Source organism: Nocardia xishanensis NBRC 101358, from assembly GCF_001613365.1.
Lineage (GTDB): Bacteria > Actinomycetota > Actinomycetes > Mycobacteriales > Mycobacteriaceae > Nocardia > Nocardia xishanensis.
The window spans coordinates 168,338-188,977 of the sequence record NZ_BDCF01000008.1 but is presented as its reverse complement, the minus strand read 5'-3'; the positions used below and the strand labels follow the sequence as shown (position 1 = coordinate 188,977).

General features: G+C 67.3%; 19 protein-coding genes. 15 read left to right on the top strand and 4 right to left on the bottom strand.

Translation table 11 applies throughout. The features are described from left to right. Position 1 precedes the first annotated feature (1 nt). From mvaD to NX1_RS08885, 6 genes are read left to right on the top strand one after another with little or no spacing between them, the layout of a single operon-like run. Positions 2-1,051 (top strand): diphosphomevalonate decarboxylase, encoded by a 1,050-nt coding sequence (gene mvaD / locus NX1_RS08910; RefSeq protein ID WP_068056499.1) that lies wholly within the window; start codon positions 2-4, stop codon positions 1,049-1,051. Beyond that, positions 1,048-2,130 carry a phosphomevalonate kinase gene (locus tag NX1_RS08905; RefSeq protein WP_068056498.1) on the top strand — a complete coding sequence of 361 codons (1,083 nt, stop codon included), beginning with the start codon at positions 1,048-1,050 and terminating at the stop codon, positions 2,128-2,130. Before mvaD ends, NX1_RS08905 begins: the two co-directional genes overlap by 4 nt. Further along, on the top strand, positions 2,127-3,212 hold the full coding sequence (fni, locus tag NX1_RS08900; protein WP_068056495.1) for a type 2 isopentenyl-diphosphate Delta-isomerase: 1,086 nt from the start codon (positions 2,127-2,129) through the stop codon (positions 3,210-3,212). Before NX1_RS08905 ends, fni begins: the two co-directional genes overlap by 4 nt. Next, on the top strand, positions 3,209-4,267 hold the full coding sequence (locus tag NX1_RS08895; protein ID WP_157119630.1) for a hydroxymethylglutaryl-coenzyme A reductase family protein: 1,059 nt from the start codon (positions 3,209-3,211) through the stop codon (positions 4,265-4,267). Before fni ends, NX1_RS08895 begins: the two co-directional genes overlap by 4 nt. Further along, complete coding sequence (locus NX1_RS08890) at positions 4,264-5,436, top strand: hydroxymethylglutaryl-CoA synthase (protein WP_068056494.1); 1,173 nt, start codon at positions 4,264-4,266, stop codon at positions 5,434-5,436. Before NX1_RS08895 ends, NX1_RS08890 begins: the two co-directional genes overlap by 4 nt. 8 nt (positions 5,437-5,444) lie before the next feature. Then, on the top strand, positions 5,445-7,043 hold the full coding sequence (locus NX1_RS08885) for a flavin-containing monooxygenase (RefSeq protein WP_068056491.1): 1,599 nt from the start codon (positions 5,445-5,447) through the stop codon (positions 7,041-7,043). Between the two features lie 139 nt (positions 7,044-7,182). On the opposite strand, the gene NX1_RS08880 is transcribed toward NX1_RS08885, so the two are convergent. The 3 genes from NX1_RS08880 to NX1_RS08865 all read right to left on the bottom strand — a co-directional run bounded on the left by NX1_RS08880 (position 7,183) and on the right by NX1_RS08865 (position 9,460). Then, positions 7,183-7,407 carry a hypothetical protein gene (locus tag NX1_RS08880; RefSeq protein WP_068056489.1) on the bottom strand — a complete coding sequence of 75 codons (225 nt, stop codon included), beginning with the start codon at positions 7,405-7,407 and terminating at the stop codon, positions 7,183-7,185. A gap of 440 nt (positions 7,408-7,847) precedes the next feature. Beyond that, positions 7,848-8,441 carry an RDD family protein gene (locus NX1_RS08870; protein ID WP_068056485.1) on the bottom strand — a complete coding sequence of 198 codons (594 nt, stop codon included), beginning with the start codon at positions 8,439-8,441 and terminating at the stop codon, positions 7,848-7,850. 221 nt (positions 8,442-8,662) lie between these two features. Next, positions 8,663-9,460 carry a helix-turn-helix transcriptional regulator gene (locus NX1_RS08865; RefSeq protein WP_068056483.1) on the bottom strand — a complete coding sequence of 266 codons (798 nt, stop codon included), beginning with the start codon at positions 9,458-9,460 and terminating at the stop codon, positions 8,663-8,665. A gap of 178 nt (positions 9,461-9,638) precedes the next feature. Here NX1_RS08865 and NX1_RS08860 point away from each other — a divergent pair, with 178 nt between their 5' ends. Both NX1_RS08860 and NX1_RS08855 read left to right on the top strand, forming a co-directional pair. Beyond that, positions 9,639-10,184, top strand: a complete 546-nt coding sequence (locus NX1_RS08860) for a hypothetical protein (protein ID WP_157119629.1) — start codon at positions 9,639-9,641, stop codon at positions 10,182-10,184. A 268-nt stretch (positions 10,185-10,452) separates the two neighbouring features. Beyond that, the gene (locus NX1_RS08855) at positions 10,453-12,192 is read left to right on the top strand and encodes an N-acyl-D-amino-acid deacylase family protein (protein WP_068056479.1); all 1,740 of its coding nucleotides are present in this window, start codon (positions 10,453-10,455) and stop codon (positions 12,190-12,192) included. Between the two features lie 13 nt (positions 12,193-12,205). On the opposite strand, the gene NX1_RS08850 is transcribed toward NX1_RS08855, so the two are convergent. Beyond that, positions 12,206-13,162: a LysR family transcriptional regulator gene (locus NX1_RS08850; RefSeq protein ID WP_068056477.1), complete on the bottom strand. Its 957-nt coding sequence runs from the start codon at positions 13,160-13,162 to the stop codon at positions 12,206-12,208. Positions 13,163-13,226: 64 nt separating this feature from the next. On the opposite strand from NX1_RS08850, the gene NX1_RS08845 reads away from it, so the two are divergent. The 7 genes from NX1_RS08845 to NX1_RS08815 all read left to right on the top strand — a co-directional run bounded on the left by NX1_RS08845 (position 13,227) and on the right by NX1_RS08815 (position 20,634). Beyond that, positions 13,227-14,354 carry an XdhC family protein gene (locus NX1_RS08845; RefSeq protein WP_068056476.1) on the top strand — a complete coding sequence of 376 codons (1,128 nt, stop codon included), beginning with the start codon at positions 13,227-13,229 and terminating at the stop codon, positions 14,352-14,354. A gap of 88 nt (positions 14,355-14,442) precedes the next feature. Beyond that, complete coding sequence (locus tag NX1_RS08840; RefSeq protein WP_068056474.1) at positions 14,443-15,333, top strand: FAD binding domain-containing protein; 891 nt, start codon at positions 14,443-14,445, stop codon at positions 15,331-15,333. Between the two features lie 2 nt (positions 15,334-15,335). Further along, on the top strand, positions 15,336-15,854 hold the full coding sequence (locus tag NX1_RS08835; RefSeq protein ID WP_068056472.1) for a (2Fe-2S)-binding protein: 519 nt from the start codon (positions 15,336-15,338) through the stop codon (positions 15,852-15,854). Beyond that, entirely contained in the window at positions 15,851-18,241 is a 2,391-nt protein-coding gene (locus NX1_RS08830; RefSeq protein ID WP_068056470.1) for an aerobic carbon-monoxide dehydrogenase large subunit, read from the top strand. The genes NX1_RS08835 and NX1_RS08830 overlap by 4 nt, the downstream gene beginning before the upstream one ends. A 25-nt stretch (positions 18,242-18,266) precedes the next feature. Next, positions 18,267-19,160, top strand: coding sequence for an XdhC family protein (locus tag NX1_RS08825; protein ID WP_068056744.1), 894 nt, complete (start codon positions 18,267-18,269; stop codon positions 19,158-19,160). Continuing rightward, positions 19,157-19,750, top strand: coding sequence for a nucleotidyltransferase family protein (locus tag NX1_RS08820; RefSeq protein ID WP_068056468.1), 594 nt, complete (start codon positions 19,157-19,159; stop codon positions 19,748-19,750). The genes NX1_RS08825 and NX1_RS08820 overlap by 4 nt, the downstream gene beginning before the upstream one ends. Beyond that, positions 19,747-20,634, top strand: a complete 888-nt coding sequence (locus NX1_RS08815) for an AAA family ATPase (protein WP_068056465.1) — start codon at positions 19,747-19,749, stop codon at positions 20,632-20,634. The genes NX1_RS08820 and NX1_RS08815 overlap by 4 nt, the downstream gene beginning before the upstream one ends. Positions 20,635-20,640 lie beyond the last annotated feature (6 nt).

Sequence of the window (20,640 nt, the reverse complement as noted above, 5' to 3'; positions counted from 1 at the left end):
AATGACATTCACACCTGGAGCAGAACTCGCCGATCCGCTCGCGGATCGATTCGGCGACGACGCGGCGACCGCTGTCGCGCACCCGAACATCGCCTTGGTGAAGTACTGGGGCAAGCGCGACGAGTCGTATTTCCTTCCCGTCACGGGAAGCCTGTCGATGACACTCGACATCTACCCCACCACGACAACGGTGCGGTTGAGTGCGGAACCGGCCGACACGGTCGTGCTGAACGAACGTCCCGCGGTCGGCGAGGCGTACGCCAGGGTGGCGCGGTTCCTGGATCTGGTGCGCGCGCGGGCAGGCCGCGACGAACACGCCGAGGTCGTGTCCACCAACGCCGGGCCGACCGGTGCGGGCCTGGCCTCCTCCGCGAGCGGCTTCGCGGCGCTCGCCGTCGCGGCGGCCGCCGCCTACGGACTCGACGCCGATGCCCGCGCGCTGTCACGACTCGCCAGGCGGGGCTCGGGATCGGCTTGCCGGTCCATCTTCGGCGGCTTCGTGGTCTGGCACGCCGGGGAGGGCAATGGCGAAGCGGGGGACGCGAATTCCTACGCGGAACCGGTCGACGGCGACGCGCTCGATCCGGCTCTGGTCGTCGCCGTCGTCGACAAGGCGTCGAAGACGGTGTCCAGCCGGGAGGCGATGCGGCGGACCTGTGACACGTCGCCCTTCTATCTCCCGTGGGCCGACGCGTCCAGGATCGACCTCGAGGAGATGCGCAAGGCGATCGCGCGCCGCGATCTGCCCGCGGTCGGAGAGATCGCGGAGCGCAACGCCCTGGGGATGCACGCCAGCATGCTCCTGGCCAGGCCGTCGGTGCGATACCTGTCGCCGCGGTCGGTCGAGGTCCTGGATTGCGTGCTGGCGCTGCGCGCGGACGGCATCGCCGCGTACGCCACCATCGACGCCGGACCGAATGTCACGGTGCTGTGCGCCCGCGCCGACGAGCATCGGGTGATCGCCGACCTGCGCGAGGTCGGCGGCGTCGTCGACATGCCGGTGGCGCATCTCGGCCCTGGCGCCGCGCTGGTCCCGGACGGCGCACGATGATCACCTGTCGCGCCCCGGGCAAATTGTTCATCGCAGGGGAGTACGCCGTCGTCGAGCCTGGACGCCACGCGGTGCTCACCGCGGTCGACCGCTACGCGACCGCAACGGTGGACGAGGCCGGTGACGAAGTCACCACGCTGCGTTCCGATCTCGACGGTGGGGTGACGTTGTCCTGCGGGCGCATCGGCGGCCGATTGGTCCCGTCGACCGCGGATGGCGTTGTGCCGTCGAACTTCACCTACGTCTTCGCGGCGGCCGCGATCGTCGAACGGCTGCTCGCCGAGCGCGGGATCGCGGCACGTTCCTACCGGTTGAGCATCAGCACCGACCTCGCCGACGAGAACGGGAAAAAGCTCGGCCTCGGATCCAGCGCGGCCGTCACGGTGGCCACCGTCGCGGCGCTGGGGCGGTTTCACGGGCTCGACCTGAGCCCGATGGATCGCTACCGGCTGGCGATGCTGGCCACCGTGTCGATCAACCCGCGCGCCTCCGGCGGCGACGTGGCGGCGAGTACCTGGGGTGGCTGGATCGCCTACTGTTCCCCCGACCGGCAGCGAGTAGCCGAGCTGGCGGGGGAGAGCGGGGTGGACGCCGCACTCCGTGCGCCATGGCCCGGGCTGTCGGTGCGCCCGCTGCCCACGCCGACGGGTCTCGCGATGCAGGTCGGCTGGACCGCGAAGCCCGCGTCGACACCGAAAATGGTCGCGGGGCTCGGCGGCGCGGATGCCGACTTCGTGTCGCGCAGCGACCGCTGCGTCCAGCGACTCACCGCCGCGCTGGAGGCCGACGACTCGCTCGGCATCCGGGCCGAAATCAACTGTGCCCGGGAACTTCTCGTCACCCTCGATAGCAAAGCGCGGCTCGGCATCATGACGCCTTCGCTGCGTGCGCTGTGCGAGGCGGGCGAGGCGGTCGGCGCCGCGGCGAAACCCTCCGGTGCGGGCGGCGGCGACTGCGGCATCGCGCTCATCGAACGCACTCGCCGCGCGGCGATCACCGAACTCACCGGCCGCTGGGTCGCCGCGGGCATCCGGCCGCTGTCGTTGCGAACACATCCATTCGAAGGGGATCGCCGATGACCGCCAGCCGCAAAGACGATCATGTTCGCCATGCCGTGAGCCAACAGCGCGACGCGGGCCCCAACGACTTCGACTCGGTGACCTTCGTCCACCACGCCCTCGCAGGCATCGACGGCGAGGACGTGTCGCTGGCCGTCGACGTCATCGGAAAGCGTTGGGAGACGCCGCTTTTCGTCAACGGCATGACGGGAGGCAGCGAGCACACCGGAGAGATCAACCGGCAACTGGCCATCGCCGCCCGCGAAACCGGAACCCCCATCGCATCCGGATCGATGAGCGCCTACTTCCGCGATCCCGCTGTCGCCGACACTTTTCGTGTGCTGCGACAGGAGAATCCGCACGGCTTCGTCATGGCGAACGTCAACGCCACCGCGACGCTGGACGAGGTGCGGCGAGCGATCGATCTGCTGGAAGCCGACGCCCTCCAGATCCACCTGAACGCGGTCCAGGAGATCGTCATGCCCGAGGGGGACCGGTCTTTCGGGTCTTGGGCGCGCCAGATCGAGCGCATCACCGCCAACACACCGGTGCCGGTGATCGTCAAGGAGGTCGGGTTCGGTCTCAGCAGGCCCACCGTCGCCTGGTTGCGCGACGCGGGCGTCGCGGTGGCCGATGTCGGCGGCCGCGGCGGCACCAATTTCGCGCGCATCGAGAACGATCGGCGCCCCGCGGCGGACTTCTCGTTCCTGGAGAACTGGGGCCAGTCGACGCCCAACTGCCTGGTGGATTGCGCGGGCGTCACCGGGATCGATCTCTTCGCCTCCGGCGGCATCCGCTCACCGCTTGACATCGCCCGCGCATTGGCGTTGGGCGCCAACGCGACCGGGGTCGCGGGCCGTTTCCTGGAGACGCTGGTCAGCCGCGGCACCGACGCCTTGATCGAGACGATCCGAACCTGGCTCGAGCAGCTGCGGCAGATCCTCACCGTGCTCGGCGCGTCCAGTCCGGCGGACCTGGCCGGTAGCGACCTGCTGATCACCGGCGACGTGGCCACGTTCTGCCGGCTGCGCGGTATCGACCCGGCCTCCTATGCCCACCGGAACCTCTGGTGGAACGAATCGGACAGAAGGAGTCACCGATGAACGACACGGACTTCGCCGCGGTGCCGCTGCGGTGGGTCGGCCCCCTGCGCATCACGGGCAACATCGTCGACGACAATGTCGACGTCCCGCTGGCCACCTACGAAACGCCGCTGTGGCCCTCGGTCGGTCGCGGAGCACGGATCACCACGCTGACCGAGAAGGGCGTGGTGGCCACCCTCGTCGACGACCGCATGACCCGCTCGATCCTGCTCGAGGCCGACGACGCCTACACCGCCCATACCACCGTCACGCAGCTCAAAGCGAGTTTCACCGAGCTACAGGAGGTGGCCGCGAGCAGCAGCCGGTTCGCAAAGCTCATCGACCTGCACCACCAGATCACCGGCAACCTGCTCTTCCTGCGCTTCGAATTCACCACCGGCGATGCCTCCGGCCACAACATGGTCACCCTCGCCTGCGATCACCTGATGAACCACATCCTGGCCACGCGCCCCGGCCTGCGGTACGTCTCGATCTCCGGAAACTACTGCACGGACAAGAAGGCGACCGCGGTCAACGGGATCCTCGGCCGCGGCAAGAACGTCGTCACCGAACTGCTCATCCCCCGCGAAGTGGTGCAGAAGCGGCTGCACACCACCGCTCGCCAGGTGGTGGAGCTGAATATCCGCAAGAACCTCATCGGCACCCTGCTGGCGGGCGGAATCCGTTCCGCCAACGCGCATTACGCCAACATGCTGCTGGCCTTCTACCTGGCCACCGGGCAGGATGCCGCGAACATCGTGGAAGGGTCCCAAGGCATCACGCACGCCGAGGACCGCGATGGGGACCTCTACTTCTCGTGCACGCTGCCCAATCTCATTCTCGGGACGGTGGGCAACGGCAAGCACCAGAGTTTCGTCGACGACAACCTGACCCGCCTGGGTTGCCGCGCGGATCGTGATCCCGGCGACAACGCCCGGCGGCTCGCCGTCATCGCCGCGGCCACAGTGCTGTGCGGCGAACTGTCGCTGATGGCGGCACAGACCAACAGCGGCGAGTTGATGCGCGCCCATACCCAATTCGAACGGTCCACCGTAAGCAACGGAGTACAGCCATGACCAGCACGCCGGTAGGAATCCACGACCTTTCCTTCGCCACCACCCACTACGCGCTCGACCACGGGGTGCTCGCCGAGCGCCTCGGCGTCGATCCCGACAAGTTCTACCTCGGCATCGGCCAGGAGATGATGAGCGTCGCCGCGGCCGACGAGGACATCGTCACCATCGCCGCGGCCGCCGCCAAACCCATCCTCGACCGCCACGGCGTGGACAACATCCGCACCGTGCTGCTGGCCACCGAAAGCGGTGTCGACCAGTCCAAGGCGGCGGGCCTCTATCTCCACCCGCTGATCGGGCTGCCCAACACCGCGCGCGTCGTCGAGCTCAAGCAGGCCTGCTACGGCGGCACCGCGGGGCTGCAATTCGCGGCCGGGCTCATCGCCCGCGATCCGTCGCAGCGCGTGCTCGTCATCGCCGCCGACATCGCCAAGTACGAACTCGACACTCCCGGCGAACCGACCCAGGGCGCCGCCGCTGTCGCGATGCTCGTCAGCGCGAATCCGGCGATCCTGGAACTGGAACCGCACTCCGGGATCTACAGCGCCGACATCATGGACTTCTGGCGCCCGAACTACCGCACCGCCGCCATGGTCGACGGCAAGACCTCCGTCAACGCCTACCAGAAGGCCACCCAGGAAGCCTGGACCGATTACCGGCGCAACGGCGGTCGCGACCTCACCGAGTTCGCCGCGTTCTGCTATCACCAGCCGTTCACCAAGATGGCCTTCAAGGCGCATCGCCACCTCCTGGAGAGCCAGGGACACACCGCCGAGCCCGCGGAGATCGACGCCGCGCTCCACAACACGACCATCTACAACCGCACGGTCGGCAACAGCTACACCGCGTCGCTCTACCTCGGTCTGGCCTCGCTGCTCGACCACACCGGCGATCTGACCGGGCAGGCGCTCGCCTTCATCAGCTATGGATCCGGCAGTGTCGCCGAATTCTTCAGCGGCACGGTGCAGCCCGGCTACCGCGAGCACCTGCGCACCGAGGAGAACCGGGACGCCATCGCCACACGCGTCGCGCTCGACTACGACCGCTACCGCGTACTGCACGAAACCGAATCGCCCTCGGACGGGATGTATCACGCCATTCCGGAGGAGACCGGCCGCCCGTTCCGGCTGGCCGCCATCTCCGGTCACAAGCGCATCTACGAATCCCGATGAGGTCCGGTATGAGTCAGAGCATCACCAACGGGCACGCACCCGACACTTCCCGGCGGCACACGGGCGTCCTCATCATCGGTAGCGGGCTGTCCGGACTCGGCACGGCCGTGCGGCTGAGCCAGGAGGGGTACAGCGATTTCCTCGTCATCGAGCGCGGCAACGACGTGGGCGGCACCTGGCGGGTCAACACGTATCCCGGTGCGGGCTGCGACGTTCCATCGCAGCTGTACTCGTATTCGTTCGCGCTGAATCCGGAATGGTCGCGGTCGTTCTCGCCGCAGCCGGAGATCCAGCGGTACATCCAGGGCATCGCCGACCGATACGACGTGCGCGACAAGCACATCTTCGACTGTGCGATGACCGGCGCCCGGTGGATCGACGCGGACAGCCGATGGGAGGTCGATACCACGCGCGGCGGATTCACCGCCGACGTCGTGGTCTCCGCGGCCGGAGTGCTCGCCGAGCCGAACCTGCCGGATATCAAGGGAATTCACACTTTCGAGGGCGAGATCTTCCATTCGGCGCAGTGGGATCACGACGCCGATCTGTCGGGTAAGCGGGTCGCCGTCATCGGCACGGGCGCCTCGGCCGTGCAGATCGTGCCCGCCATCGCGCCGCAGGTCGCGCATCTCGACGTGTACCAGCGCACCGCGGCCTGGGTGTTCCCGCATCTCACCCGCGCTTACCTGGCGCCGGAGCGATTCGCCTTCAAACACGTTCCCGGACTCCAGCGATTGATCCGCGGGCTGATCTACGCGAACCGCGAACTGTTCGTCATCACCCAGGCCAAGTACCCGGCGACGGCGCGGCTGCTCGAGGTGATCGCGCGCGTGAAATTGTGGTTGGAGGTCCGTGATCCCGCGCTGCGCAAGCGGCTCACGCCCACCTTCCGCGCGGGTTGTAAACGCCTGCTGGTCTCGAACAAGTTCTATCCGACGCTGACGCGCGACAATGTCGAACTCGTCACCGACGGCATCGAGGAGATCCGCGGGAACTCGATCGTTTCGACCGACGGCACCGAACGCGAGGTCGACGCGATCGTGCTGTGCACCGGCTTCCACGTCGCCGATTCGCCGACCTACAGCATGTTCGCCGGCCGGGACGGGCGCACCTTGTCCGAGGAGTTCGAAACCGACGGGCTGCAGGCATACAAAGGCACGACCGTCGCAGGCTTCCCGAACGCCTTCACCATGCTCGGCGCCAACTCCGGGCTGAACTACACCTCGCTGATCTACGTCATCGAATCCCAGATCGCCTATGTCATCGACGCTCTCGCGACGATGGAAAAGCAGGGTCTGCGGACGTTCGAGGTCCGGCAGGACGTGCAGGACGAGTACAACGTGGCGCTGCGGCGGAAGATGGCCCGCGGCGTGTGGCTCACCGGCGGCTGTACCAGCTGGTTCCTCGACCGGCACGGAAACAACCCCGTGCTGTGGCCGGACTTCAGCTTCCGGTTGCGGCAGTTGCTGCGGAAGTTCGATGTCGAGAACTACGAGACGACGAAGCATCCTGTGACACAGGCAGATTCACCTACGGTAGCCGCGCAGGCGGGCCAGTCCGCCAACGGCAGCGACGTCCATGCTCCGGCAGGGCACGAGTCGGCATAGTCCTGCGGTTCGCCGAGCGTGCCTGCCCGTAGGCTTTTCGATACGGGCGGCCGCGAGGTGAGTCGGCTTCGGCCGTTGCGGACTCCGCGGATTTCCTTGCGTCGCTGGATATTCCGGGTGGCGCCGAGTGCCTCGCTGGTCAGTGCTTGGTGGACTTCTTCGGCTTCTTCTTGTACTTCGGCTTGTCGTGGTCGGGTTCCCACTCGTAGCCGGGCAGACCCTGTTCGCAGTACGAGTTCTCGACCACCACGTCGCCCCGGTCGAGCTCACACCAGCGTTCGGTGCGTGAACACGCTGCGGTAGCCGCGCCTGCTAGCACGGTGAGCGCGAGAACAGCTGCTGCGGTCGAAGTTCGGGTGGTCATTCGTCCTCGTCTCCCAAATCGGGTGTGCATGGTGGTGTTCGCCGCCGGAGGCGAGCAGCCGGTTGCGGTGACACGTTCCTCACGGTATTCGATCGGACGAACTCGCACCCTTCACGTTGCCTGATTCGCCGAGGCGATGTGCGCGGAATCGCCGTCGGACATGGCCGTCGGCTCCTCGCTCGGTGGACCGGCACGGCTCAGAACGCGAAGCGGTTCAGCACGTCGTATTTCCTGACCGGCCTGCGCCTCGACGGCGAACCCCACCGCCGCGGCCTGTCCACCCTGCACGGCTACCAACACATGCCTGCCCCCCTGTGCGACGGGCGGATGCCCGGGCCGTCCCGTCCATGGCATCAGGCGACCGCACGCCCGGCAGTTGGACACCTGCGGCGAGCGCTCGGCCCTGCCATAAGCGGCAGCACGGGCCACAACCGCGTGGCCTAGGGGCGTTTGCGGAGGTCGACGCGGCCCGGCAGCACCATCGGGATGTCGTTCTTCCAGTCGATCTTCCGCTTGGCCGCCCGCACCACGCGGCTGCCGGTCGCCAGATCATGGACAGCACGACGCTTTCCAGCAGGAACCGCCGCGAGGAAGAAGCTCGCGATCAGCGAGAGCAGGCCGAGCACGGCGATCCCCTCGAGGACGGCCGATTCGGGATTCGACCCGGACAAGGACATGAAAACGAATGGCAGGAATATGATCAGCATGCGCGAGGTCGCCGGCAGCAACTCCAGCCGAGGCCGAGCCCACTGCCCGGCGGGTACCACCCGCAGTCCGAGCAGCCCCTTGCCGAGAGTCTGCCCTTCGCGGCGGATCAGCAGAAAGACCTCCAAGCCGACATAGGCGATGAAGTAACACAACCACGCCGCCGCCCCGTAGATCACACCTTCGTAGGCTTCGGTCGTCATCAAGGTGATCGGGATCAGCAGAATCCCGACCGGTATCGCGATGACGAACGTAAGTAGCAGGCAGAACGCAAGATCGAGCAGCCTGGCGCCGAAGCGACGAAAAAATGGAGCGGATTCGTAGGGCATATGACCTCACCTGCCTGTCGTGATCAGTCGGTTCGTTGCTGCGGCGACCTCCGCAGGCTCGGCCCGGCCCGCGAATCCAAGTCATCCTTCCGCATTCCGACGTAGTGCCGCAGACGATTACTGCATCGATGCAGCAACGTCGCCGAGCTGATGCGTCTGCCGAAGGCCGCGCCCTGTTCCGGCACAGCGCTCGTCGGTGACTACCGCAACCTGCGCTCGGTTCAGCGCGCAGGGGAGGGTGGCTCGGCGTCCGGGTCCGGTGGGGGTGCGGGAACAAGGCCGAGACTGTGTGCTTTGCGCAGTGCCGAGACGCGGTCGTGCACACCGAGTTTGCGGTAAAGGTTCTCGGTGTGTTTGGTCGCGGTCGCCGATGTGATCGCGAGTCTGGTGGCGATGGCGCGAGCGGTCAGGCCTTCGCACAGCAAGGTCAGCACCGCGAGCTCCCGCGGGGTGATCTTGTATTCGGCGGGGTCGGCCGATCCGCGGTAGGCGAGTACCGCCGTCTGGTTGGCTTCGACCGTATCGAGCAGTGACCTGGCGAAGGCGGCGTATTCGAGGTCGCGATCGCTGAACCCGAGACCACTGCGGCTCATGATGACACCGCGGATTCGTCCCGGCCCCGCGGACAGCGGCAAGGCGAGCTGGCGATCGATGCCGATCGCTTCCTTGCCCGCCCGGTAGGCTTCGCCCTTCCACCAGCGGTCGTCGGCCACCTCGTCCATGGTCAGCGGCGTCTTGTCCCGGGTGCGCGCGTAATGCCGCAGCAGGGGATGGGATCGCATGTGCGCGTGGATGAGTGCGTCGAGCGGGGCTTCGTGCAACCATTCCGGGGACCCGGTCAGCGCGTGACCGGTGCCCGCGTTCCAGTCGAGGTCGATCAGGACGGCCAGGTCACACGGTAGGTCGGCGGTCAACCTCGCCATCAGCAGCGGCCACACTCGCACCGGCTGTTTCGCGGTGATGATCTCGAGCGCGAGATCGTGAATCCTTCTGGCGTCGCCCCCTGGCAAACCCTGCACTCCAGCATTGTGCACCAATGGATTCCGCATATCAGCCGAAAGACTGGACCGCTATACGAGGTTCTGCGTATGGCGGATGTCGCGACGCGGAACCTACCGTGGATTTGCACGTAAGCAGTTGGCCAACAAGACCTTTCGATTTGATCAAAGGTCGGCCACTATCAGGGGAGGTTGTCTCATGTCCGAAAACGCACGTTCTCGTCGCCGGCGCCGCGCGGCGTCGGCTGTGCTCCTCGCTGCCGCGGGACTCGCCGGGACGGCCGTCGCTGCCACTCCCGCCGCCCATGCGGACACCGTGTCCCTGTATCCGCTCTACACGTGGTGGAATCCGGATCGCGGCGACAATTTCACCACCGGCAACCTCGGTGACGAGAACAGCGCCGTAGCCGCGAACTACCTGCCCATCCGCAAGGAGGCATTCGTCTACGAGACCCAGCAGCCGGGCACCGTGCCGCTGCACCTGTTCTGGAACAACGCCCGCCAGGACAACTTCAGCACCGCGACGCAGGTGGGCATCGACTCCGCCTACAGCGCCGGCTACACCTACATCGGCATCCAGGGATACGTCAACACCGCCCAAGAGCCCGGCACCCGGCCGCTCTACCTGTTCTGGAGCGAGGCGCGCCAGGACAACGTCCTCGCTTCCGATCAGGCCACCATCGACTCCGCCTACAGCGCGGGTTACATCCTGATACGCGCCGAAGGCTACGCGCCGCACTACTGAGAGCGCGGATGTCGACACACGCTAGACATTCAGTCACTCACTAGACACAATGTCAAGCGAATGCTAGCGTGTGTGCCACATCACGCCCGGCCCGGTCCTCGTCGATCGCCAGCCCCACAGGAGAGTGATCCCGAATGCCGGGTAATCACAGCGAAAACCGCTGCCGCGCAGAGCAACCGAACGAATCGTCCGGGGCGAGACGCCGATTCGCGGCGCGGCCGGTGCGGTGACGGCAGGCCGTGACGAGGGGAGTAAGGAGAGAAATCCCATGTACGACGGCATCATCAAAGGCGGCCGCTGGTTCGACGGAACCGGCGCCCCCTCGTCGATTCGTCACATCGGCATCCGCGACGGGCGGGTGGCGATCGTCTCGGCCGAGCCGCTCGACGAAACCGGTTGCGGCACTGTGGTGGACGCCAATGGCAAGTGGGTGATCCCCGGCATGGTCGACATCCACACCCACTACGACGTGGAGGTGCTCCTCGACCCGGCGCTGTCGGAGTCGGTGCGACACGGTGTCACCACCGTTCTGCTCGGCTCCTGCTCGCTGTCGGCGGTGCATGTCGACCCGGAGACGGCGGGGGATCTGTTCGGCCGGGTGGAGGCGATTCCGCGCCCGTACGTCATCGAGGCGGTGGCCGATCACAAGACCTGGCGCAGCGCCCACGAGTACGTCGAGGCGCTGGAGCGGTTACCGCTGGGCGCGAATATCGCCAGCTTCCTCGGACATTCGGATATCCGGGCTGCCGAGCTCGGGCTCGACCGCGCCACCCGCCACGACGTGCGGCCCGAGGCAGGCGAACTGGCGGCGATCGAACGCAAGCTCGTCGAGGCGCTCGACGCGGGATTCGTCGGAATGTCCTCCCAGCAATTGCTGTTCGACAAGCTCGACGGCGAGCTGTGCCGGTCCCGAACGCTACCGTCGACCTTCGCCACCGGCCGGGAACGCAAGCGGCTCAACGCCATCCTGCGCGAACGCCGGCGCGCCCTCCAGGGCGGCCCTGACGTGGCCCGCCCGCAGAGCCTGGTCTCCATGGCGGCCGCCACGCTGGGGATCTGGCGCAAGCCGCTGAAGACGAGTCTGCTTTCGGCGGCCGATATCAAGGCGATTCCCGCGATCGCCACCATCTTCCCAGTTGTCGCACGGTTGCTCAACGCGCTGGGCGGCGACTTCCGCTGGCAACACCTGCCGGTCCCGTTCGAGGTGTACTCCGACGGCATCGACTTGCCCGTGTTCGAGGAATTCGGTTCGGGCGCCGCCGCGTTGCACCTGTCGAACCAGCTGGAGGAGCGCAGCCTGCTGCTGCGCAGCGAAAGCTACCGGCGGCAGTTCCGGAAGGACTACGACAAGAAGTACGGGCCGAGGGTGTGGCATCGCGACTTCTTCGACGCCGAGATCGTCGATTGCCCCGATCGGGCGGTGATCGGCAAGACCTTCGGGCAGGTCGGAATGGAGCGCGGCGGTGTGCATCCGGTGGACGCGTTCCTGGACTTGGTCGTCGAGCACGGCGGGAAGGTGCGCTGGCGCACCACGATCTCCAATCACCGCCCCCATGTGCTGAACCGGTTCGCCGCCGATCCTGGTATACAACTCGGATTTTCGGATGCGGGCGCGCACCTGCGCAACATGGCCTTCTACAACTTCGGCCTGCGGCTGCTGCGCCGGGTGTACGAGGCCGAGCTGGCGGGCAGGCCTTTCATGACGATAGAGCACGCGGTACACCGCGTGACCGGCGAGCTCGCCGACTGGTACGGACTGGAAGCCGGGCACCTGCGCGTCGGCGATCGGGCCGACGCGGTCGTCGTCGACCCCGCGCGCCTGGACGGCAGCCTCGACGCCTACGCCGAGCATCCGGCGCCGTACTTCGGCAACATGTCACGGATGGTGAACCGCAATGACGACACCGTCACCGCGGTATTCGTCGGAGGTACTTACGTATTCGGCAACGGGAAGGCTGCCCCGATCCTCGGCGACCGGCGCACCGGCCGATTCCTCCGTGCCGCCTGAGCGGCTCGTCAATTCAACTCCACAGCGTCACATGCACTTTCGGCCGGAAACGGGTCACACCCACGCCGGAGCCGCGGATCATCGCCTGAATGCATCGAGGGGTGGTGATGAACCGCAACAGTTCCGACGCCGCGGGCTGACGGGAATCCGGGGGCAGGGTGGTGGCGCACCACTCGTCGGACACCTGAAGCCCAGGCCCTTTGAGGTGGATCAGCCGACCGGCCGCGAGGTCGAAGGAGACCGCGAAGCCGATCGTCAGGGTGATGCCTCCGACCCGGCGGACCTCTTCCAGAGCGGCGGCGTCGCTCTGGAAGATCCGCTGGTGTGATTCGGGAACGGCCAACTCGCGCAGCATCGTCGCGATGTGCCCGTCCACGCTGCCCGCGCTGGGACCCAGCATCCACTGTTGTTCCCGCAGCAGCGACGGATGCGGCGCCGCGCTCGCCAGCGGGCTGTCGGGCCGCGCAACCGAAATGATCTGATACTTAAGGAATGGCCGGGCGGCGACGGTCGTGTCGGCGCCATCCGGCGCCGGTCCCAGTGCGATGTCCACCGCGCGTGTCTCGATCAGGCTGCGGAACTGGCTGGTGGGATGCACACTCAGCTCGACCGACAGATCCTTCGCCCGCGCCGCGAACAGATCGATGAGGCCGGGCGCGGCATGTTCGGCGAAGGCACTCGATGCCGCGATGCGGAGCAGCCGCCTGCCGTGCGCCGCTTCGCTCACCTCGACAGCGGTCTGATGTTGCAGTCCGAGAATCTCGATCGCCCGGCTGGCCAGCCGCAATCCGCCGGGCGTGAAGGCGAGACCGGCGGCCGCGCGAACGAACAGCGGGTCGTCGAGTTCCCTGCGTAGCTGAGCGATGTGCAACGAGACACCGGCGTCGGACATCCCCAGCTCTCTGGCCGCCGCGTGGACGGAGCCGAGCCGCACCACGGTCGAGTAGGCCCGAAGCTGGGCGGGCGTCACAATCCGAGTCTAGTTTGGTGGTGGACGCAGTGCCTACAGTCGCATCGCGCCTGGAGGACGCATCATGCAGGACGTGCTCACGGATTTGATGACAACGTGGAACGCCGGGGGCACGGCGGGTGTCGCGACGGTCGTGCGAACCTTCCGTTCGGCTCCGCGACCGCCCGGCGCGGCTATGGTCGTCGCGCCGGACGGGACGGTCGGCGGTTCGGTTTCCGGCGGCTGCGTCGAAGGCGCGGTCTACGATCTCGCCACCGACGTGATGCGGACCGGGCGTCCGGTGCTGGAGCGGTACGGCTTCTCCGACGACGACGCGTTCGCCGTCGGACTCACCTGCGGCGGCATCATCGACATCTTCGTCGAAGCGATCTCGCGGGAGACGTTTCCCGAGCTCGGCGAGGTCGCCGCTGACATCGTCGCGGACCGGCCGGTCGCCATCGCGACTGTCATCGAGCATCCTGACACCGCCCGGGTGGGGCGACGGTTGCTGATCCGGCCGAGCGGCGCGCACGGCACGCTCGGATCGGCGCGCGCCGACGACGCGGTGATCGATGACGGGCGCGGGCTGCTCGCGGCGGGCCGCAGCGAGGTGCTGTCCTACGGCCCCGATGGGCAGCGCCGCGGCGAGGGCATGGCGGTCTTCGTCGCCAGCCATGCCAGGCAGCCGCGCATGCTGGTGTTCGGGGCCATCGATTTCGCGGCCGCCGTCGCCCAGCAGGGATCGTTCCTCGGGTACCGGGTGACGGTGTGCGACGCGCGGCCGGTCTTCGCGACCTCCGCCCGCTTCCCGACCGCCGACGAGGTCGTCGTCGACTGGCCGCACCGCTACCTCGCCGGGCAGATCGCGGCGGGCGCGGTCGATTCGCGGACTGTCGTCTGCGTGCTGACCCACGATCCCAAGTTCGACGTTCCACTGCTGGAAGTTGCCCTGCGCGCGCCGGAGATCGGCTATGTCGGCGCCATGGGGTCGCGCCGCACGCACGACGAGCGCATGTCCCGGTTGCGGCAGGCCGGCCTCACCGACGAACAACTCGCCCGGCTCGCCAGCCCGATCGGACTGGATCTCGGCGGCCGCACACCCGAGGAGACCGCGGTGTCCATCGCGGCGGAGATCATCGCGCGGCGCTGGGGCGGACAGGGTCGCTCACTGACCCGAATCGGCGGACGGATCCATCACGGCACAGGCGAATGACGAATTAAGTGATCCCTTAATCCGGCCTTGACGTGGGCGTCTGTGCGGCAGAGGCTGGAATTCTTCCCGAAGATGTGAGGTAGATCACATGCAAGTCCCTGGGCCATTCGAATACGAGCGCGCGACGGGCGTCGACCACGCCATCGGATTGCTGGACCGGCTGGGGGAGGAGGCGCGCATCATCGCGGGCGGGCACAGCCTCCTGCCGATGATGAAGCTGCGGCTGGCCAATCCGGAATATCTCATCGACATCAACGACCTGGCCGCCGAGCTGGGCTACATCGTCACCGATCCCACCCTGGTGCGCATCGGCGCGATGGTCCGGCATCGGCACCTGCTCGAATCCGACGACCTCGCCGCGGTGTGCCCGATCTTCCGTGACGCCGAGCGGGTGATCGCCGATCCGGTGGTGCGCAACCGCGGCACCATCGGCGGCTCGCTGTGTCAGGCCGACCCCGCCGAGGATCTCACCACCGTCTGCACGGTCCTGGGCGCCACCTGCCTGGTGCGCGGACCGTCCGGCGACCGGGAGATCGCGATGGACGACTTCCTGGTCGGCCCGTACGAAACCGCCATGTCGCGCAACGAAATTCTGATCGAGATCCGAATTCCCTTGCGGCATCGTACATCCAGTGCCTACATGAAGGTGGAGCGACGGGTCGGCGACTGGGCGATCGCGGCGGCGGGCGCGACGGTGACGGTGGGCGCCGAGACGATAGCGGCCGCACGGATCGGCCTGACGGCGGTCGAGCCCGATCCGATGGCGCTCGCGGGCGCGGCGGACGCGCTCATCGGCAAGCCGCCCACCGAAGAGGTTTTCGCGGAAGCGGGCCGCAGGGCGAGCGCGGCGTGCTCGCCGGTCTCCGACGCGCGCGGCAGCGCGGACTACAAGCGTCACCTCGCGTCCGAACTGACGATTCGCGCGCTGCGCACCGCCGTCGAGCGGGTACTGAACGAAACGGCGCCGAAAGGGAATTAGCCATGCAGGTAACAATGACCGTCAACGGCGAGCAGGTGACCGCAGAGGTCGAGCCGCGCACGCTGCTCGTGCACTTTCTTCGAGACCAATTGCGGCTCACCGGAACCCACTGGGGCTGCGACACCAGCAACTGCGGCACCTGCGTGGTCGAGGTCGACGGCGAACCGGTGAAGTCGTGCACGATGCTCGCCGTCATGGCGGGCGGTCGTTCGGTGCGCACCGTCGAGGGACTCGAGGTGGACGGCCGCCTCGATCCCGTGCAAGAGGGCTTCATGCAGTGCCACGGTTTGCAGTGCGGATTCTGCACGCCAGGAATGATGATCACCGCCCGCGCACTGCTCGATCGCAATCCGGATCCCGACGAGCAGACCATCCGGGAAGCGATCTCGGGCCAGATCTGCCGCTGCACCGGATACACCACCATCGTGCGGTCCATCCAGTGGGCCGCGGCGAAGCAACGAGGCGAAGCGGTGGAGCCCGAACCCGCGGCTCCGCCGACGCCGGCGAGGAGTGGATCATGACCGCAGTCGAGTCCCGGCCGGAAGACCGTGTGGACAACGACCAGAAGCCGTGCGGTCACGGCAGGATGCTACGCAAAGAGGATCCGCGATTCATTCGCGGACGCGGCAATTTCGTTGACGACGTCCAGCTGCCGGGCATGCTGCACCTGGCGATCCTGCGCTCCCCGTTCGCGCACGCGCGCATCGTGAACGTCGATGTCTCCGCGGCACAGGCCCATCCGAAGGTCAAGGCGGTCGTCACCGGTGCGGATCTCGCCGCGAAGGGACTGGCCTGGATGCCGACGCTGTCCAACGATGTGCAGGCGGTGCTGGCGACGGACAAGGTCCGGTTCCAGGGTCAGGAGGTGGCTTTCGTCGTCGCCGAGGATCGCTACGCCGCGCGTGACGCGCTGGAGCTCATCGACGTCGAGTACGAGATGCTCGATCCGGTGATCGACGCAAGGACCGCGCTGGCGCCCGATGCCGCGGTGATCCGCGACGATCTCGAAGGCAAGCGAAACAACCACTGCTTCGACTGGGAGACCGGTGACGCCGCCGCCACCGAGGCGGTGTTCACGCGCGCCGACGTCGTCGTGAAGCAGGAGATCGTCTATCCGCAAGTGCATCCCGCCCCGATGGAGACCTGCGGTGCTGTCGCGGATCTCGATCCGGTGACGGGGAAGCTCACGCTGTGGTCGACGAGCCAAGCGCCGCATGCCCACCGGACGATCTACGCGATGGTCGCCGGACTGCCCGAACACAAGATCCGGGTGATCGCACCGGATATCGGCGGCGGGTTCGGCAACAAGGTGCCCATCTACCCCGGATACGTTTGTGCCATCGTCGGATCGCTGTTGCTTGGCAAACCGGTGAAGTGGATGGAGGATCGCAGCGAGAATCTCACCAGCACCGGGTTCGCCCGCGACTACATCATGCTCGGTGAGATCGCCGCCGGCACCGACGGCAAGATCCTGGCCATCCGGTCGACGGTGCTCGCCGACCACGGCGCCTTCAACGGCACGGCCGCGCCGCTGAAGTATCCGGCCGGCTTCTTCGGCGTCTTCACCGGCAGCTACGACATCGAGGCCGCCTACTGCAAGATGACCGCGGTCTACACGAACAAGGCCCCCGGCGGCGTCGCCTACGCGTGCTCGTTCCGCATCACGGAGGCCGTCTACTTCGTGGAGCGGTTGGTGGATTGCCTCGCGTACGAACTGAAGATGGATCCCGCCGAACTGCGGCTGCGCAATCTCCTTCGCCCCGAGCAGTTCCCGTACAGGAGCAAGACCGGCTGGGTCTACGACTCCGGCGACTACGAGAAGACCATGCGTCTCGCGATGGACATGATCGGTTACGAGGCCTTGCGCAAGGAGCAGCGGGACCGGCGTGCCCGCGGCGAGTTGATGGGCATCGGGATGGCCTTCTTCACCGAGGCCGTGGGCGCGGGCCCGCGCAAGGATATGGACATCCTCGGGCTCGGCATGGCCGACGGGTGCGAGCTGCGCGTGCATCCGACAGGCAAAGCCGTTGTGCGGCTGTCCGTTCAGACCCAGGGGCAGGGGCACGAGACGACGTTCGCGCAGATCGTCGCCGAGGAACTCGGCATACCGCCGGACGACATCGAGGTCGTGCACGGTGACACCGATCAGACTCCGTTCGGCCTCGGCACCTACGGCAGCCGTTCGACACCGGTCTCGGGCGCCGCCGCCGCGCTGGTGGCGCGGAAAGTGCGCGACAAGGCGCGCATCATCGCCTCCGGCATGCTGGAGGTCTCCGTCGCCGACCTCGAGTGGGAGAAGGGCTCGTTCCACGTCAAGGGTGATCCGGGCGCCGCCGTGACGATCCAGCAGATCGCGATGCGGGCGCACGGGGCCGGTGATCTGCCCGAGGGTATCGAGGGCGGCCTCGACGCGCAGATCTGCTACAACCCGGAGAATCTCACCTACCCCTACGGTGCGTACTTCTGCGTCGTCGACGTCGACCCGGGAACGGCCGTGGTGAAGGTCAGGCGCTTCCTCGCCGTCGACGACTGCGGAACCCGGATCAATCCGATGATCATCGAAGGCCAAGTGCACGGTGGCATCACCGACGGCATCGGCATGGCGTTGCTGGAGATCATCGCCTTCGACGAGGACGGCAACTGCCTCAGCGGATCGCTGATGGACTACCTCATCCCGACCGCGCTCGAGGTCCCGCATTTCGAGACCGGGTTCACGGTCACGCCGTCGCCGCACCACCCGATCGGCGCGAAAGGCATCGGCGAGTCGGCCACGGTCGGATCGCCCGCCGCGGTGGTCAACGCGGTAGTGGATGCGTTGGCGCCGTACGGCGTTCGGCACGCGGACATGCCGCTGACGCCGTCGCGAGTGTGGGACGCGATGCAGGGCAGGGCCAGACCGCCCATCTGAGCGGGTGCGAGCGATGGAATCGTCGATGAAGATGACCGAGCGCGCACAGCAGCTGGTGCGCGCCAGGACGCCGTTCGTGCACGCGACCGTCGTGCGCGCGCAGCAGCCAACCTCGGCGCACGCCGGGGACGAGGCGATCTTGTTGCAGGACGGGACCATCGAAGGATTCGTCGGCGGTCAGTGTGCGCAGAACTCGGTCCGCAAGGCGGCGCTTGGCGCACTGCAGTCGAACGAGAGTGTGCTGCTGCGGGTGCTGCCCGACGGCGATCTGCACTTTCCCGAGGCACCCGGCGCGGCGGTGGTGGTGAATCCGTGTCTGTCCGGCGGCGCGCTGGAGATATTCCTCGAGCCGCAGATCCCGCCGCCGCTGGTGCAGATCTGCGGCGCGACGCCGATCGCGGAAGCCTTGGCGGACCTGTGCGAGCTAGTGGGATTCGCGGTGCGGCGCAGCGGCGCCGGAGACGACGCGCTGGAGTCGCCCGCCGACACCACGGCGATTGTGATCGCCAGCCACGGCGGCCCGGAAGCCGAGCTGATCCGCATCGCGCTCGATGCGGGTGTGGGGTATATCGGGTTGGTTGCCAGCAAGATTCGGGGTGCGTCGATTCTCGACGAACTCGAACTGACCGACGCCGAGCGTGCTCGGGTGCGCACCCCGGTGGGACTGCCGATCGGCGCGAAGACGTCCGCGGAGATAGCCGTCTCGATCGTCGCGGAGGTGATCCAGGCGATCCGCAAGGGTGGTTTGGCCGTCCCGGCCCGCCCGGCGAGCGTCGTCTTCGAGGCTCTCGATCCGGTGTGCGGTATGACCGTGACCGTCGGGCCGGACACACCACATCTGACCGTCGACCAGGTCGACTACTGGTTCTGCGGCCCCGGCTGCCGCAAGTCCTTCGCGGCGACGAAGGCGGGCTCATGACAACCGAATTCGTCACCGGAGTCGTCCTCGCCGCGGGCGGCTCACGGCGTCTGGGCACCGCGAAACAGCTACTGCCGTACCGGGATACGACGGTTCTCGGCGCAACGCTCGACGTCGTGCGATCCTGCGCGTTCGATCAGGTCATCGTCACACTCGGCGGCTCGGCGGCGGCGGTTCGGGAGCAGGTCGATCTCACCGGAGTGGAGGTGGTGATGGCCGAGGACTTCGGTTCGGGCTGTTCGTCCTCGCTGCGCACGGCCCTGAACTCGGTGGATCCCCTGGCCGCGGGGATCGTGTTGCTGCTCGGTGATCAACCGGGGCTGTCGGCGGCGACCGTCGACCGGCTGATCGCCGAGGGAACGGCCGCCGAGATCACGGTCTGCCGCTATCGCGACGGCATCGGGCATCCATTCTGGTTGAGCCGCGGCGTATTCGGCGAGCTGGCCCGATTGCACGGCGACAAGGGCGTGTGGAAGATCATCGAGTCGGGCCGCGTCGCGGTGTCGCGGCTCGACGTCGACGCACCGACGCCCTTGGACGTCGACACCTGGGACGACTACGAGCGCCTGCGCGCCTCGACCCCGCCATGATGCCCCCGTTCGATGACATCGAAGAGGTGGTCCGGCGATTCGACGCCGACGACTACCTGCTCGACACCGGGACGGCGGCCGCCTTCTACCTCGCCACCACGTTGGGCCGGCCGCTGCTGCTGGAAGGCGAACCCGGCGTCGGCAAGACGACGGCGGCGAAAACACTGGCCACCGTCCTTGGCGCGCCGCTGGTCCGCCTCCAGTGCTACGAGGGCCTCACCGTGAGCGAAGCGCTGTACGACTGGAATTACCAACGTCAGCTGCTCAGCATCCGGCTCGCCGAGGCGCGCGGCGCGGACCTCACCGAAGCCGACCTGTTCACCGAGGCATACCTGGTCGACCGCCCGATCCTGCGCTGTGTGCGCTATCGCGGTCCGACGCCTCCGGTACTGCTCGTCGACGAAATCGACCGTGCCGATGACGAATTCGAGGCGCTGCTGCTCGAATTCCTCGGTGAGGCCACGGTGACCGTCCCTGAACTCGGGACTTTCGTCGCCGAGCACCCGCCGCTCGCGGTGCTGACCTCGAACCGAAGCCGCGACCTGCACGACGCGCTGCGGCGGCGCTGCCTCTACCACTGGATCGATTACCCGGAACCGGCCCGCGCGGTGGCGATCGTGCGGCGCACGGTGCCGGGGGCGACCGACGCGCTGATCGAGCACGCCACCCAATTCGTCGGCCGCGCTCGCGATCTGGATCTCGACAAGCCGCCCGGCGTCGCCGAGACCATCGACTGGATCGCGGCGTTGGCGACGCTCGACGTCGCCGATCTCACCGCGCCGGAGGCGATCGCCGCGCTGAGCGCACTGGCGAAGACGACTGACGACCGCGCCGCCTTGCACGAGGCATTCATCGAATACACCCAAGACCTGGCCACCGGATGAGGAGGA

Excerpts from the sequence above, each read along its gene's own strand:
- mvaD (WP_068056499.1), top strand. The coding sequence starts at position 2 with ATGACATTCACACCTGGAGCAGAACTCGCCGATCCGCTCGCGGATCGA.
- NX1_RS08905 (WP_068056498.1), top strand. The coding sequence starts at position 1,048 with ATGATCACCTGTCGCGCCCCGGGCAAATTGTTCATCGCAGGGGAGTAC.
- fni (WP_068056495.1), top strand. The coding sequence starts at position 2,127 with ATGACCGCCAGCCGCAAAGACGATCATGTTCGCCATGCCGTGAGCCAA.
- NX1_RS08895 (WP_157119630.1), top strand. The coding sequence starts at position 3,209 with ATGAACGACACGGACTTCGCCGCGGTGCCGCTGCGGTGGGTCGGCCCC.
- NX1_RS08890 (WP_068056494.1), top strand. The coding sequence starts at position 4,264 with ATGACCAGCACGCCGGTAGGAATCCACGACCTTTCCTTCGCCACCACC.
- NX1_RS08885 (WP_068056491.1), top strand. The coding sequence starts at position 5,445 with ATGAGTCAGAGCATCACCAACGGGCACGCACCCGACACTTCCCGGCGG.
- NX1_RS08880 (WP_068056489.1), bottom strand. The coding sequence starts at position 7,407 with ATGACCACCCGAACTTCGACCGCAGCAGCTGTTCTCGCGCTCACCGTG.
- NX1_RS08870 (WP_068056485.1), bottom strand. The coding sequence starts at position 8,441 with ATGCCCTACGAATCCGCTCCATTTTTTCGTCGCTTCGGCGCCAGGCTG.
- NX1_RS08860 (WP_157119629.1), top strand. The coding sequence starts at position 9,639 with ATGTCCGAAAACGCACGTTCTCGTCGCCGGCGCCGCGCGGCGTCGGCT.
- NX1_RS08855 (WP_068056479.1), top strand. The coding sequence starts at position 10,453 with ATGTACGACGGCATCATCAAAGGCGGCCGCTGGTTCGACGGAACCGGC.
- NX1_RS08845 (WP_068056476.1), top strand. The coding sequence starts at position 13,227 with ATGCAGGACGTGCTCACGGATTTGATGACAACGTGGAACGCCGGGGGC.
- NX1_RS08840 (WP_068056474.1), top strand. The coding sequence starts at position 14,443 with ATGCAAGTCCCTGGGCCATTCGAATACGAGCGCGCGACGGGCGTCGAC.
- NX1_RS08835 (WP_068056472.1), top strand. The coding sequence starts at position 15,336 with ATGCAGGTAACAATGACCGTCAACGGCGAGCAGGTGACCGCAGAGGTC.
- NX1_RS08830 (WP_068056470.1), top strand. The coding sequence starts at position 15,851 with ATGACCGCAGTCGAGTCCCGGCCGGAAGACCGTGTGGACAACGACCAG.
- NX1_RS08825 (WP_068056744.1), top strand. The coding sequence starts at position 18,267 with ATGAAGATGACCGAGCGCGCACAGCAGCTGGTGCGCGCCAGGACGCCG.
- NX1_RS08820 (WP_068056468.1), top strand. The coding sequence starts at position 19,157 with ATGACAACCGAATTCGTCACCGGAGTCGTCCTCGCCGCGGGCGGCTCA.
- NX1_RS08815 (WP_068056465.1), top strand. The coding sequence starts at position 19,747 with ATGATGCCCCCGTTCGATGACATCGAAGAGGTGGTCCGGCGATTCGAC.